The sequence below is a fragment of the Candidatus Omnitrophota bacterium genome, assembly GCA_028715965.1.
Taxonomy (GTDB): domain Bacteria; phylum Omnitrophota; class Gorgyraeia; order Tantalellales; family Tantalellaceae; genus JAQUQS01.
Map to the genome: position 1 here is coordinate 117,435 of JAQUQS010000004.1, position 16,894 is coordinate 134,328.

1 protein-coding gene (running past one end of the window) is annotated in these 16,894 nt (G+C 53.3%); it reads right to left on the reverse strand.

Annotated features, from left to right (window positions below; genetic code table 11):
* Positions 1-16,894, reverse strand: partial view of a hypothetical protein gene (locus PHH49_03510; protein ID MDD5488016.1) — the 3' portion only. The gene runs 14,957 nt beyond the window's last position; only the last 16,894 of its 31,851 coding nucleotides appear in the window; the start codon falls outside the window, past its right edge; it ends in the stop codon at positions 1-3.

A 16,894-nucleotide genomic window follows, 5' to 3' on the forward strand; every position in this document is an offset into this window, starting at 1 on the left:
TTAGAACGCTGTATCGGCTTTAAGGTCAGCGAATAAAGCGTTGTCGATATCCTCGTCGGTCGTGTCCTGCCCCTGCCCGCCGGCATCAAGTTTTAATGTTATTGCGCCTTTCTTTGTCATTTCCCGCAGACGTTTCAAACCTTCATCGGTGAACGCCGCCTGGAACCCCCTGTATGTTATCGCGAGTGCCAGTACCTTGCCGAAAATATGGCCCTTTTCCGCCAGTACGAAATTGTCGCTTATTTTGGCGATCTCCGTGATGAGTGCCGTGGCGGAATCGAAATCTTCGCGCAACGCGACGCCGGTGATCACGATCTTTTTGGCGCCAAGGGACCTGGCGAGTGTTTCCGCCTCGTAAAGTATGGTCGTAAGGTCCTCTATGGTGGAAACCTCTTTTACCATCTGGTACGAGCCGTTATCCTTCAGGCGTTTCATGCCTTTCTCGTCACTTTTCGCTGCCGTCTCGGTAGCTATACATATGTTTACGGTATCCGGGGACTTAAGTTTGTTCCAGCCTCCGGCGTTAGCGTTCACCGCTGCGTTTGCCTGGGTTCCGTAATCCATTATTTGCGGGGCCGTGGTAATAACCGTTCCATCTCCTGCCATCTCGCCGCCATTGCCCGTGATATCAACGGCGTTGAATGTGGCCGGGGCCATTAACCCGCCCTGTTCTCCGGAAATGCGTCCGTTCCGTGACATGATGATCCGTGTAGCCAGTGTGGCTGTTAGCGGAAGCTCGCTCGCGGCCGGGTTTCTTAATCCTTCCGCGGTGAGGTCTCTCAGATATTTGAGCTGGTCGGCACTGGACCGTTCCGCGATACCGCGTACAGCCCGGGCCATTGATTCCATATCAGTTGCTGAATCATCCTCATCCGGCGTTTCTTCTAGGAGCATATCACCGGCCGCGGCATCTATGATCTCGGCCGCGGTATAGGCCTCTGCCAGCGCGCTTTCGGTCATATTCCCGTTCGCGTCACATTTACTGAAGATCGCGACAAGCATGTCGACAGCTTTATCCCGTTCGCCGTTCTCCAGTGCCTTCCGCAGTTCGGGTAATATCCCGCCGATAGTTGCACTTGGATCCAGGCTCTTGGCCTTATGTGTATCCGGAGCCAGGCCGGGGGTCGAACTGTCCCGGGTCATGCCGTCATCCGTGGTGCCCTGCTCTTCCGGAACGGAAGATGGCGTATCCGCTGAGGTTATGTCTTCTACTCCTGCCAGCCTGAAGGCATATTTGCCCTCCCCTACCCTGCTGCCGGCGATGTTGATACGGGCGATGGTGAGCCTTTTTCCCATTACCGTTACGATGATCTCATTTGTCTTTGTGCCAAAGCCCGGTATCTGGCGGTCGATATCGGCAGTAAGCGCTTTTACGACTTTATTTTCAAATACGCAGAATATGTTGAACGCGCCGGTCGCCTGGTCGAGTTTTTCCACCACGAATATCAGGTTCCCGTCCGCGTCATGGTCGGCGTAGTACCGGGTGACACGCGCGATCCTGCCGTCTGAGCCCATTTCATGTATCCATGAGGTGCCGGTGCTTGTTATGTCTATTCCGCGATATGCCGCTTCAGCTATTTTTACGGCTATATCCGCGATATGTGATGCCTTATATCCGTCGATGCCCGCTTCAGCGTATGGTTCGGAGTGGCCGTCAAAAATGACATTATCCAGGTCATCTACGGTCACTATATCAGATGCTCCGAAATCGACCATTGAGCCCCTGAAACTGATGGTGGCGGATGTGGATATCCTTATGGCCTCAGTCCCGCTTGCCATGAAAGCATAGCGCACTTCATACGGCAATACTCCCCCGAAATTACTGGATGCGACATCTCGCAGGAATGTATATTCCTCTGGATCGATCGTGCCGATATTGGTAAGTTCCGCCAGGACATCCATAAGATCCGCACTTTTTATCATGACGCTTTGAGTCTGGCTGGAATGGTCTATGCGTATCCGGTATACTGCCGCATCATTGACGTTATCGACGCGATCTATTGAATATAAGTGCCCGCCGTTCTCTCTCAGGTCGATCTCTATGCTCTGCCCAATGGAGACCTGTCCTTTAAGGCCCATTTCGATGCGGGTGTTCAGTTCTCCCATGTTCCAATCGTTCCCGGTACCGTCCGGTCTTTCCATTTTCAGTGAGGATATGCGGTTTTCCGTGATCTCCGCCCGGAACCGGTCCATATTGCCGTAGGCATCATAGATGCTCGCGTTCACCGTTGCGGTCCTCAGTGCCGGAATACCTCGGGCTATGGCAGCTACGCGGGAAATGAACGTTTCAAGGTCTCCCGCGGTGGATCCCAGGACCATATCTTCCACGAGCCGCGCGGCCCCGCCCGGGATAAGTTCCCGGTTCCCGGTCGTGTTCAGGACAAGTGTCATGGAGCGTTCGTTGAAGTTGTCGGTCAAGGTAAGGGATATCTTACCGTAAGCTAGTTCGCTGAGATCTGCTTCTATGGCTACACCGTCTATGTCGAACTGCATGGTACCTGAAGTCAGTCCATTCTCGGTCATGGCGCGGTTTATCGCGGGAAGTACGTCGTTAAGTACGCCCAGCCCCTGCTCTCCCGTGATGGAGACGCCTTCGATCAGTGCGTTAAGTGTGTTCTGGTCAAAGGTCTTGCCGGCCGCTATCTTAACGGAGACATCCGCCCCCGAAGATGTGGAACGTATGTTCGCCTGGCCGGTCACGAGGTCCAGGCTTATATCGGTCCCGTCTATCCGCATGCTGATATAAGTGAGGGACGACAGGCTGTTGAACCCCAGCTCATTGGTTCCTATCCCTGCGGTGGTTTTCCCGGAGGCCGCTTTTTGTGAAAGCCCGTTCGCGGCATCCCCGAAGTGCATCGCGTTGTTCTCCTGCGCGTTATCAAGGTAGTCGTCTATGGTCACCGTATCCGCATTCTCATCTATATAGCCTTCCGCGGGTACGTTCATTTTTATAGCTCTTTCCGTGAGCGGGTTGGATATCGTTACTGCGGATCCTCCTTCGCCCAGGTCGAGTTCCAGTATCCGGTCGTCAGAGACGGTCGATCTGACAGATCTTGTATTTATGTTATCGCTTATCGCCGTTGAACGCAATTGACGTACCATGCCGTTGAACGCATTGACGGTGGTAACCACTCCTTTCTCTGTAGTGAGGTCCAGGTCGAGGCCTGTCGTGCCGGCTGTTTTAGCGATAGCCTGGACCGCGGAGATGATCGCCGGGATATTGCTGCCCGTGCCGGCTGTCATCTGTAAACTTGGACCGTGGGCCTCAAGTGAGATGCTGCCGGAAACAAGTGAAGCATATACTCCGGGAGCGGAGATGATGCTGTTAAATGCCTGCCCGAACAGTTTTTCGGTGCCGAGTATCTTTCCGACCGTCTTCGCGCCATCGATATCCGCTATGATGTCTTCGTTGGCCAATGACCTTATGAACTCGGCCGCGTCTTCGGTCGCCAGGGCTGTTTCCTGTTTTGTATGGTCGGTCCGCCCGGAGGCTTCATGTGCGACCTCATGCGAGATGACCATGTCGCGTAGTATGCCCTCTATTCTTTGCGCGCCGGTGGTGTCTATGCCCAGTCCTTCCGCGATCCTTCCCGCAAGGTGTTTTATGGCCTGTGTGTTGAGCGCTATTATGCCGTCTTTTTCATTGTTACCGCCGAGATCCGTCCCCAGTCCTTCCGAGCGGGAGGTCGACACCACAGTCAGGCCTTTTCTCAGTCCGTCACCATTGGTCCGCCGCATTGAGGCGTTAGCGACCGAGTTGGCTATTTCCTGCCGTGTTGCCGTGCTGCCGAAGTGGCTATCAACATACACTGGCGCGGAGGAACCGTCCTCTTGTCGGCCGGTCTCGGGTTGCACAGCCCAACGGGACCCGCCGGTATCAGTGGTCTCACCACGGATATCCGCTGCCCTGGACATCATCGCCGAGGTGTGTCGCGGAGCCCTTGCTTCAGATACCCCTCTGCCGGTGGTGTGCTGGAAACTTAGGGATTCTCCGCTTTCCAGAATTATCTCTCTGGGTGCGCTCGAGGTCCCGGAGGCCGCCCCGACAAGGTCATCCAGGTCAATATCGTTTATCTGGTCTACCAGGTCCTTAACGTGTTTGTCCAAAGTATCTATGCCCTCATCCCCGGGAAGGAGTGTTCGCAGGCTGTCAACCTTGGCGCTTACATCGGCCGGCGCCCCGGTTTCCGTGACGAGCGGGGTGTCAGAGGTCTTTCTCCCGAGTATCATCTGGGCTTCCCGCATACGTCCCGTTTGTCCTGTACCGTTGAACGCATCGATGACGCTGTTGGCCTGCATGGCGTCGATATTCGAATTCAGGTTCTCCATATGTGAACGGAAAAGCCCTGCCGCGGGATTCTCGAAATCCATTGAGGTCCCAAATCCGCCGTTATCGCGGATGGCCTTCGTCATTTCCGCGCGTTCTGCATTCCGTATCCGCATGTCCGAAACGTCCACATAATGGTGTATGTTCCCTTCTCCCCTGCCGGGCGCGTTTATCCTCTGTTCCTGTTGTTTCATCGCGCTGGAGGAGCCTATTTCGGTGGTAAAGAACTCTACGCCCTGGAAACCTCCGGTGTTCCCGAATTCTATAAAGTCCTGTGCCTTGCCATTGATCCATTTTTTGGAGAATGTATTGGCGCCAGTGCCGAGTTTTGATACAAGGTGGATAGAGTTACCGAACATTTCCCTGACCTGACCCTGTTCTGCCGGGCTGGCCATGCGTACCGCGTCCCTTACTGCCTCAAAGGAGTTAGGGTTCTCATATACCAGTATGTTGACCGTTCTGCCGGCGTTGGATGTGGTATATTTTGTCACGCCCTTAATAGGAACGGTTCTGCCGTTCACTTTTAGGGTAACCGTCTCGCCTTTCAGTTCCGCCTCAGGGGCCTTTCCCATGAGGCCCTTAAGGGCCGCTTCCGCACTGGCCATGGTGCCGAACGCGCCCACTATAAGGCGTATTCCGCCGTTCTTGGCATTTTCCGCCTGTGACCCCATTACAGCTTTACTGAAGGCACCGATGAGCTCAGCGGAACCCTCAAAGAACATTGTTTTCGCTGAAGTGTGCCAATCGCTCTGGCCCAGGTCTATGATACTTGCACCCATCGCGTTAAGGGCTATACGGCAGCCCTCGATCGTGCCTGTGAAACCTGTCATTATGTCCTGTCCGGTCGCTGAGTGCCGGTTGATATAGGCGATCGCCTCACTTATGCTTACCCCTCTCTGTGATGAGGTAATAAGGGCGTTTATGGCGTTGGAGGCCTCGATCCCGGCTACGTTCTTCTCGTTATACCGGCCGCCGCTTGTTGCTCTCATCTTGGCGCTCTCGACCTGGCCTCTGTGGTGTATGGCCAAGGCCTTCCAGGGGTCGCCATACTGGGTATTGACCATATCCTCGCCTGTCATCCTGTCATGCATAGTATATGAGCTCATCGTGCCGGTCCAGAGGTCCAGGTTCACGGAGAACCCGCCTTTCTGCTGTAACTTACAGGTTAGAGGATCGGCCGCACGGTTTACATAGGTATTAAAGAGCATGCGTGCGTTGTTGACGCCTCCCAGGGAGGCAAGTTCGGCCTGAGAGAGTGAAGATAGCATGCTTTCCACTACGGCCTTCGCGGCTTCGTATGTGAGATGGCGGTTGTTCGTGGTAGCGTCGAAATCAAAGTATTTTTGCCATCCTTTGGCGCCGCCGTTCCATCGGGAAAGTATAGCGTCCCTGCCGGCGAGCGCGCCTTTGTTCAGCGCTTCATAGAACCGTTTTTCCCCGCCTTTTGCCTGCGCGAACATGTTGCGTGCTACGTTAAATGTAAGGTTCGTGGTCTGCATGACCGCTTCCACTTCGTCGATGCTGAACTGGTGGAACCCTTCGAGTTTTTCCGGGGAATTGAAATAAATTTCCAGCAGGGTCTTTGATGCCATTATATTTACACCCTTGCCGATGTCATTAGTGTTGTTCTTGCCTATGGTGCGTACGTTCGCCTGGCCGAAATATGAGTTAAGAGCGCTGAGGAGCTGGTTCCTGGAAGCTTTTCCCTGGTCGAAATCCTTGCTTACATTGCTTTCGATGTCGAGTACTATAAGGAGCTTTAGGTCTCCCTTAGCTACCTTAGTTGGAGCGAACTCCGTCATATATCCAGCGAAAGCCAGTTGGAACGCGACATTGACGAGTGTTTTTCCTCCTCCGCATCCGAGCAGGATGATCGTCGGTCTTGCGGCAGATCCGGCGTTTGCGTTCCCGATAGCCCCGATCTGGGCGGCAAGAACGGATCTGTATTGCAGTATATCCGTCGATCCGGCCGTGTACTCGTTCTTAAAATTGGTCCCGGGTCTTGAAGCCTCGGAGAATACCCGTGCGAGAGCTTCTACGGATGTTATCAGGGCGTCCCGGCCAGTCCCCGAGGATAGGTCTCTTAATGTTGACAATACGGATCTCTTTATGTCCTTTTCCGATATGCCGCGTTCCCTCATGGCGCGCATCGTTTCCGGGATGGTCCCGGTAACGACGGTCTTGATCTCCCTGAGTACCGCTTCCCTGAACGTCTCTGAGCCGATCTTCCCGAACTCCGCCTTCAGATTGCCTTTGGCGTCATACATGTTGCGCATTACCGTCTGTATCGCTCCGCCAAAACGGTCGGCGAAAGTGGATATTTGGGCCTGTCTGCGTGCGGCTATCTCCGTTATGCGTTGCGAGGAAAGTTTCTCTCCGCTGCTTTTCAGGTCATGAATAGCGTAGTCTACTCCGATCGAGGCGGACAATGTCTGGAATTCGTTTACGCCGGACGCCCTCAACTGGTTAGCCAGCGCTTTTTCCACGGCGACCTGTGTGGTCCTTACACCTTTACCTCCCTTACCCGGCAATACTATGGTGCCGGTAAGTCGGTTCAGTAAACGTTCTCCCCTGGAGGATGTTATTTCATTGCGGTTGACGATGTTCCCGCGTACGATACTTGTAATCGCAAGCGCTTTAGCCGTTTTAGCGGCCTCTAAAGCCGCCTTTTGCGTTTCCGGTCCGCCTTCTGAACCTTGCTTTGATCTCTTATAGGCTTCATACATGGCGCTTTTTATCTTTTGCTTGTTCTCTTGGGTGTTCAGGAGCTCGCTAAGGACTTCCGCTGTTCTTCCCTTGCTGAGGGAGCTGTTGACGGCTTTCTGTACCTGCCGGGCAACTATCCCGAACACTCCGGAAATGGAGACATACGCGGGTATGGCGAAAAGAAGAGCCCAGCTGAAAAATGTGATCGAACCCTGTGACATGCCGAGTCCCGCACTTGCGAAATTCTGCCGGCCGTACATGTCTTCTGCGGCAAATTGCTGGAGTACGGTCTGGATGCCCATGACCTTGAGGACCATATCAAGGTCGCCTATACCTGTCATATGAACGAGCCTGCTTAGTAGAGATGCTTTCCCGGCTGTTGCCGCGGGTCCGAACAGACCCACGAACGGTTTCATCATGGCGCCTGTCTTGAACCCTTCTATCGCTGACGCTATCATTTCGTGCATGCCCCGAGAACTGAATATCCTGTGCCCACCCTGTGTGTACAGGCCACCATGGGTCAACATGCCGCCGATAGCGTTAAAATACACGCTTACCCTGGTCCATTCTATCGCTCCCCTGGTCATCTGTGAACTTATGCTTTTCAACCCCTGCAAAAGCCTCGTGTTTGCGCCATTGCCCCCGTTAAGGAAGGCCCCGGCGTTCTTTGATGCCTGGTCGAGTTTCGATATTCCCATGGGGGATGTCGCGTACATGGCCATGAATCCCCAGAGAGCACCCTGGAAAAGGCTTGCTCCAAGATCACGACTGAAGGATGTTATGTCCTTCATCCCGATATTGCCGGCCACGAGATCCCCGGAGACAAAACCGGAGGCGGTTATCGCCATGCCAGCGGCGAAATACGCCGCGTATAAAGCACGGGCTCCCCATGTTACCTTTGAGGCGGCCTGCAGTCCTTTGAACCATGTTCCCCTGCCCATTCCGAACGCGAGAGCCACGCCTATGGCCGCGCCTTTTATAAGGTCTCCGGCAAGGCCTCTAAGGGAAAACCCACCCGTCCAGGTATCCGCCATGAACAGCGTGCCGAAAAATCCGCCTATGCTGTCGATGTCCCCGTTCATGAAGTTCGAAACTACCCTGCGTGCCTGACTGGCCCCGGCATAAACAAACGCTCCACCGGTGATGGCGTATACTATCCTTTGCATGGCAGTAAGGCTTTGTATCCATGCGCCTATTTGCGGTATCTTCGCGGCGATCAGGGCCAGACCTGCCGCGAATCCGGCACCCTGGATAAATCCTTTGAGAGCCAATAGCCCTACCTCGTTCCAGACAGTGGATCCGTCACGGTTGGTAAAGAAATCGTCAAATACACCGTTCCCGTTACGCCAGTTGTTATGCATTCGTGCCGCGAAATATACGCCTACGCTTATAGCGGCCATTATTACTCCGGCTACAAGTAGTTTAGCGCTGAGCGCCAGAAGGGCCAGAGAACTCCCGCCGGAGAAGATAGCTCCTCCAATGGCTACTACGGCTATCGCGCCAGCCGCTATAGTTGCCCAGTTACGACTGAACCAGGTGGTCTTGGTGCCCTGTTCCACATTCCCGGCAGCATCCTTGTGTTCATAGAACCATTTTGATATGTCGTTCAACTGCCCGCTCATCATCTTAGTCAGGGTTCTTTCGTCCGCGCTGAGCGCGCTGTTGGTCATTTCATCCATGACCTTTGTCACGAGCACGGAGAAGTAGTCCCCGGAACCCAGCCGGACGCCGGACGCCGCCTCAATGTCTTTCATGAACTGTTTTACATCCGTATCCCCCTTATGCTCCTGTACCTGTTTGTCCCAACTGTCTACGGTAGCCGCCGCGTTGACCAGGGCGCCGAGTTTGCTGTTATTCGCCGCCATGGTAGCCAGGTTGCCTAATCTGGCCTCATCTGCCGGATCTGCGTCGAACACCTTCGGGTCAAGGCCCATTTTAGCCGCTATGTTCTGTAACTCTTTCCGTCTTTCTTCCGGAAGGTCCAGGAGCTGTTTGGCTTTTGGCGCTATCTGTATTATCGATAACTGTTTTTCCGCAAGAAGTACCATGCCCTTATCCACGCATTTATTCATGAAATCCTCGGTATCCTTCATGAACCTGGTGGCGTTTTTTCCTGTGAGTTCACGCGCCTTGCCTTTGATCAGTTTCGACCATGCGTCCATGGACATAGCCTCAAGCTTTTTGCCGTCGGATGCCAGCTTGGATGTTACGATAAATCCGTTCGAGGAAACGAGTGTATCTATCACGGTAAAAGAGAAATCGCCGCTGATGTCGAAGCGTATCACCATGCCGTCGGACGCGACCGGGGAATCATTGTTGATGTCCACCCTGAGAGAGCGTTTGCCATACATATGTAGAGGGCCTGTCGCCGGATTATACGGACTGATATAGAATTTGCCGTTCTCTTCCGTTATCTGGGCGATCTTGGTAATGGACGCGCCGCTCTCACCGGATCCGGTCCCGGTTGGCGGGGCAGCGAGCTTATTCCCGTCCAACTCGAGGCTGGCGATCTCATGGAGGAGTATATGTCCTGATATTATACTGACCGATCCGTCCGCTTTCAGGGTTACCGGTGTATCCTCAGGGATCTGGAAGCATATATCTGTTTTGCCTGTGCCATCCCGGTATTTATAAGTTACCTCTTTCGCCACGCTCATTGTGCCGTCGGAGGATATGTCGAGGCGTATTTCGCCGGCGAGGATGGGTTCAGTATAAGTACCATCCGCAAGGCGGGCTCTTAGTCTGGATCCGATATGGAAAGAACCATCACTTTCTCCGAACACGAGCTGTTTGGCGTCCTTCGATACGAGAAGTGTCCCCTGCCGGTCGCCAACAGCCACAGCTATTTCGGTCAGGGAGTCTTTTCCGGCAGCCGTAGCGATCCGGTTGATAAGGGTTGAACTTTCGACCGAATTCATGCCGGATGTAAACGCGGATATCAAACCGTCCCAGCGCTCTACCCGGCCTAGTAAGTCGGTCATTTCCTTTGGATTGCCGGCCGTTGCCGCGTCCAGCATATTCTTGTAGCTGACCCCGGATATGGTCTCGAGATCGTTCCCGCCAAGTCTGACGGTGCCGGCCGCCCTGTCATACTTCCTGACCATGTCGAATGTTCCCAGGAGTTTGGTAAGGCCGGCCATATCGTGTGTTTGCGCCGCATTACGGATAGACTGTGCGGTGACGGGAGCCGGCTTGCCGGAGGCGTCCCGTATGCCTGCGCAGATCTCCCCGAAGGTCACGTTGAGGTTGTGGGTCTTTTCCCCCAGCATGCCTATAGCGGTATCCGCGTTGACCATCGTCTCCAATATGCCGACAATTTTCACCATTTCGTCAATGCGCCCTGTTTTTAATGCGTCCGCGAGTTTCGTGCGGTCGTACGCGGAAGCGGACTTGAGCGCGTCCTCCAGGGTATCCTGTTTAGTAGCAGTGTTGATCGGGCCGAGGTTCTCCAGCTTTGTGCCCATGATCCTGAGATAGAAGTCGGCCTGCATGATGGTGCCTACGGTCTTCATGGTCGAACGCGCTTTTTCCGTGTTTGGGTCCATGAGAGCGGCTGCTATATCGTCGGGGGCTATTCCCGCGTTCTCCCGCGCCTGTTCGAACGTCATTCCAGCGCCTTCCAGCATAACGCGATCGAGCTTACTGGCGGCGGCGCGAGCTCCAGCGCTTCCGCCCAAGATTTTGCCAGAGTTCCGGTCTATTGCTATCACGCAGTTGTCTGCCAGCTGGGATATCGCGACATGCCTCCATTTCCCACCGCCCAGATCCTGTACAAAACCGCCCAAGGTTATATAAAAACCGCTCTGGCGCTCTTTAACGATAACTGTCCGGCTTAATCGGAATTCGCCGTTGGCGAAATTAGCTTTAGCGCTGACGGTATGTACTGCTTCCCGTAGCTGTTGTTTCAGGTTCTCGGATAGATCGCCACGGACCTTCCGGCTTATGGCTTCGACCGCGACCGGGAGGCTGATGCCATCTATCTCTAGAACGTCAAGGCTGATCCATTTGCCGTTCTCCAGCGTATCAAGCGAGCCGAACGCTATATAGGTGCCTTTCTCCGTAGTTCTTGTCATGATAGCCCGCGCGACATCAAGTGGTCCGGCGGCTGTCTCGAACACATAGCCGGCTGTATGCTTGGATGATGTGAGCGCTTTTTTCTGTTCCGTGGTCAATGTGCCGAGTACACGCCCGGTCGCTTTATCGATCGCAATGGGCGCGTCGAATTTTTCGGGAACGACGAGGACCGTATCGTGCCATTTTTCGTTCTCAAATCTTTCCTGGCCAAGTTTTTGCAGGTTAAGTATCCCGCCTTTGGAGCTTATCTTTATTGTCCACCTAAGCGTGAACGTTCCGTTAGCCAGGATGACATCGGTTTTCTTGGTATGTTCTGCTTTCAACAAACGTGTTTTGAGGCTTTCAGTTACGGGGCCTAATATGTCGCCGGTTTTGGCGTCGACAGCCAATGGCTTGGCAAATCCGTCAACGGGGACTATATCCGTTACCGCCCATCCGTCCGGGACTTTCCGGATGAAATCGCCGGCTGTTATGACCACTTTTCCTTCCTCCACTTTTACCGAAAGCCTGCGGCTAAGTGCTAGATCACAGTTCTCGAAGTTCACGGGGAATTCTTTCGTTCTTTCCGCTTTCTGCAGTTTTGTTGTCTGATCTTTTGTAAGGGCCCCCAGCATTTCGCCGCTATTGGAATATATCAGTATACCTTTAGTAAATCCTTCAGGGATCACCTGTTCGACCGCGATCCATTTTCCGCCGGATCCATACAACAGGCCTCCTACGGTAACAAAAAGGTCGTTGTTATTTTCCTTTACGGATAGTGACATCTTGAGGTCGAATCGTCCATTCGCGAATGCCTGTGTCGTAAGTTCAGTTCTTTTTGTTGAACGCAACGCTTCGATCTGTTGGGGAGACATGCTGTCGAGAGCCAGTACTTTACCGGTTGTTCCGTCTATGGCCATATAATCACTGAAGGATTCCGGTTGAACGAGTTGTGTGGATATCCAGGCCTCACCTTCGTGCCTTACATATCCTTTGACGTCAATATAGAGATCTCCCCCGTCCCCTACACGTACATCGACTTCCCTGGCCAGTGTAAAGTCTCCGTTAGCCAGTGTGGTAAGGGCTTTTTTTGTCCGTTCCAGCCCTAGGATGAGAGCGGTCTGTTCATCCCCGGGAGTGTTCCCGAGAAGCTTTCCGGTAGCGGCGTCTATCACTACCGGGGCATTGAATTCTTCGAATTGCAATGTTACCGCGTCGCGCCATTCGCCGTCCACCATTGCCTGGAAATCCTGTCCGCGCACGGTTTGTATCGATCTTACGGACATGTCACCGAACTCAGTCGTATATTTTTTGTTGTACGTGGTCACGCTGCCGGTATCTGAAACGACTTCAGTGCCGTCCGGACCTTGTATGGTGACAGTTCCCTTTGCTATCTCAATGCGGATATCCCCAGATTCTGATATATATCCGTCGACATAGTCGGTATAGAACGCTTTTCCGCCGCCTATGACACCGTCTACCCTTTCTTTCCCGCCAACGGTCCACTTATAGACATCCGTTACGGTAGAGTTCCGGAACCGTCCGCGGTACCTGCCTTCGGGCAATGTTATATCGGCACTCTTGAGTCCGAAGGACAATGACCCGTCGATGATCTTTATGGCGTTCGCCACGGAACCGTTACAATAACTGGCTGTTCCATTTCCGATCAGCCTTATATCCTCCGTACCGATGGAAAGACGGGTATCCAGACCTTCTGTGGTGAACGTACTGCCTAAAGAAAGGATCTGATCATTCTCAAGCACAAAGAAATTATTCCTTATCGTCCCCGTGCTTGCAGTTATATGTATGCCGGTACTGTCGGTCTCCAGATGTATTATCCGCCGGCTATGGTCATCCCGGGTGTTTTCGGAGGCCTCCCCGGAAGCCCGTAGGAAACGGTCCACATACGCTTTTTTCCCGGCGTCTACCCGGTATTCCGCCCCGGATATGTTGACGACAGCATCCTCGCCGATCGTGATGAAGGTTTTTCCGCCGATCAGGGTGATCTCCTCGTCGGTACCGGCCCCGCGCAGTGTAATGTCGTCCATCACCTTTGCGTTCCCGGTATGGTCAATTAGCGCATCTATACGGCCCTGTAGTTTTGACGATCGTGGACCTATTTGCGCTGAGAAAGGTGTCCCCGCGTTCATGGCCACCCGGCACAGGACGTCTTCGCTTACCTCCTCGACGGAGGCCGTGATATCGCGGGCCCCTCCCAGCTTGGCGTTAACGATATACCTGGCGGTCCCTTTCATGAGCCCCATAAGTTTACCGGTAGTTTCCGTATCGAACATGTCGCCGGCTTTATTTATTCTGCCGAAAAGGTCGTTAAAAACAGCTACTCCCACCGCGTCACGCATTTTTGTGCGTAAAGCGGCGCTTTCAAGCGACGCGGAGCTCAAAGTCAGGCCCTGGACTATATTGTCGATATTAGCGGCTGGGATAACTTTAGTCTCGCCGTTCATGTTCACTCTGGCTTCCGCCCCATCCGCGTTGTAGAGCATACGGAACCCCTTGAACGGGTCATTTTTACCCGAAAGGCCACCGGTATATACGGCCTCCACTTTCCCGTCTAACCAGGTGTCTCCTGTGAGACGGTCCACGTTAAGGGTATAATTGGTCCTGTCAGCGTCCGTTTTTACGGCCGCGGTATCGGATGAACCTTCGCCGGTAGCGGGCATGATCATGCGTTCTCCCGCGAGGGATATCCTTAAAGCCCCTTCGGTATCCAACCTGACTTCTCTGACGGATCCACCGGCAACCGAACCAAAATCACCTGTTACGCTGTCCCCGGGAGCCAATGTCGTGGACTTTCCCGCAGTATCGGTCACTTCAGCTTGAATAACATCGCCAGCGCGCCCGAGTTTTACGGCCAATACCGCCCCTCCCATTTTCCCGGACAGGAATATCTTCTCCGCCGCTACAAGTGAACTTCCGGGTTCCCCGGATGTGTTGATTGTCTGCAAGTTCAAGGAGGATATGGTGCTATCCTTGCTGAACAGGTCTATCCCGGATGCTTTAAGTGACGAAAGCATATTTTCTCTTGATAACCCTGTATAGGTGGCCATACGGGCAAAAGGTACCAGAATGTCTCCGGTATCGCGGTCGGGAGTCCATTCCCCGGTCGGACTTCTTGTGCAGGAAACGTTCGCGAATATCATAGAACCGTCGGCTGCTTTAATACTTTCCACTTTTCTTGCCTCACCGGTTGCTATATCCAGCACCATTCCATTCCTGATCATGGCGTTGCCGTGCATATCAATATCCGCGAGGGTCCCGTCCTCCAGTATCCGCATCCCCTGAAGTTCATATCCTTCAGCGAACCTGATCTCCCGGGAACCACTGGTAAGCGGCATGAGATTCTCGCCCGCTACGACCAGCGCTCCTCCCTTTTCTATACGTATGGTTGTGCCGTTATTTTTGCCTGAGAGGAGTAACCCTTCCGATATCAGGCTGTCGGGCAGGGATATCCCTGCTGATGATGGACCTTTCTGGTCCGGTTTAAACAGCTCGACCGGGGTGTCACCTGCGATTATCCGTCCGACCAATCCGCCATCCGTGCTTACGCCCCATACTTCCATCGTCGCGAGGATCGTAGCCATCTCGGTTTCGGATATACGGTAGCTGTAGGGGATATCGGATAGGGTTTCAAACGCTTTGTCCGCAATAAGGGTGGACCGTCCGTTACCGATGGTGAAGGTAATATTATTGATCACGACCTTTGTCCCGTCCTGTATGTCGGGACGGGCTTCAAGTAATTTTGAGAATAACGACATGACATCAGCCCGGGAGAACGAGGCCCGCAAGCTGAAAACAAGGGTCTCCTCCGCCCTATCACCTGCGGCGACCGGGGTTTCCAGGCCTTGTTGAGCCATTGCCTCACGCGTGGCCGCGGCGAATACGGCTTTTTCAAGCCCTAAAAGGTCGTTGATGTTATCGATAGAACCCATAGCCTGCATAGCGGCGTTGGCGGGTAAAGATGCGAAAAGGCTACGGAAACTTTCGATCAGGACATTTACGCCGGTACCCGTGGACGTGTCTATGAATCGCGGCATTTCGGCCACGGCGCGTACATCTATACCGTTGGAATCTATCCGTGACATCAAAGCGCTGACCTCGGCTATATACCGCACCTGGTTGTTAGTGAACAGCGTAATTAGTTCCGGAGTGCCTTCCAGGCCTAGAGAAGCGGCAAATTCAGTGCGTTTCAGGTTCGACTCGTATATGATCTTGAACACGCGGGCGGTCAGGTTCTTCTGCTGGTCCGGTGTAAGCTGGCCGTTGAATATCAGGTTGGCCATGGACATAAGTACTTTGAGGTCGGCATCAAGTATCATTTCGAGGTTATTCGGGTCAAGTTTGACCTTTACGACGGCGCTTCCATAAAGATCGGCGATCTCGCCAAGTGTGTCCGCGGATACGTTCGCGGAACCCGAGGCCAGCTTATCGAAAAGGTTGGCATATACGGTAATAGCGCCGGCATGTAATACGCTGTTATCGTATTGCTGCAGTATGAGGTTAACGCTCCCTATTATGCTTTTAACGGAAGCATCGTTAAGTTCCACGTTATCGCCGGCTGAAAGTTTCATTAGGACATGCATCATGCCGAGCACTGTTTTAATGTCGAGCTTGTCTTTCGCCCTATCCAGGAGATCGGTGATCAGGGTGGCTGTCCGGTTGACGAATTCCGCGGTCGCTACGTTGGCCGCTCCGGAACTGATTATCTTGTCGATCGCGTGCTGTAGTCCACTTATTATCGTGGAAACTATGCGGTTAACGTACTCTTTATCCATGCTCTGGAATTTTATATTGCTGAATTCTTCCAGGACGCCGATGTATTTCAAGGCGACCTGTTCGGTCAATACGCCATCTATGGCCTTGCCGGCGTCGTCGAATGCCGCGTCGAATATTTGTTTTGCCGAATCGACCCCTTGTTGTACGGTGTTAACTATGGCTTCCTGCAATTCCGGTGTGAGGTCAAGATGCTCCAGCGAAAGATTTATCGTCTTTACGGCATCCCGGGCAAGGCTTCGCGCGACGTCAAGCCCGCCCTCGATGGCTTCCCTGAACTCCTGGGCGGACAGAAGCCCTTTCTTGAAGGCTTCTTTCGCGAATCCCACTATCGCGGCATTATCCGCGAAAAGGTCCCGGAACGTAGATAGTGCCTCGAGCGCTATGTTCTGGTTGAATATGCCTTTATCTATGGATATCTGTACGATGCTGAGGACGTTATGCCCAAGGCTCTTGATCGTATCCTGCGCGTTCTTTATCATGCCTATCGTGAGGAAATTATTGTCCAGCGCAACTTTTATGAGATCCCTTGTGTTGTTGCTAAGCTTTGAAATGGTACCCAGACTCTGTATCGCCAAAGCTTCTGTCGGAGCCAGGGCGAACATGAACACCACCAGGTTCCCCGCGACCTTGTTGAAGGATATCGCAAGGTTAGCCACAGTAGCGTTCTTTGTGAACGCCGCAATTGTCACCAGCAGGTTTGATAGCGCTTCTACACTGGCGATCACGACCATTGCCACCGGCATAAGCACGTATTTTAGCAGGCTACCCATACCCGGGACCACGAGGTTCATGACGTTCGCGAGAAAATCATCCCCCGCTTTATCCCTGAGTTCTTTACCGTCAAATTTCCCAGTTACAGGTTCAATGGTGCCTTCGCTTGGGTCAATAAGGTCGAAAGTGACGGTCCCCTTCTCTATCTGGCCGGTATTCGGGTCTACCTCTATCATCAGATACTGGACATCTCCCATGACGCCGCTCTTGCCTTCCATGGCGTTATTAGCGGATTCATTCACG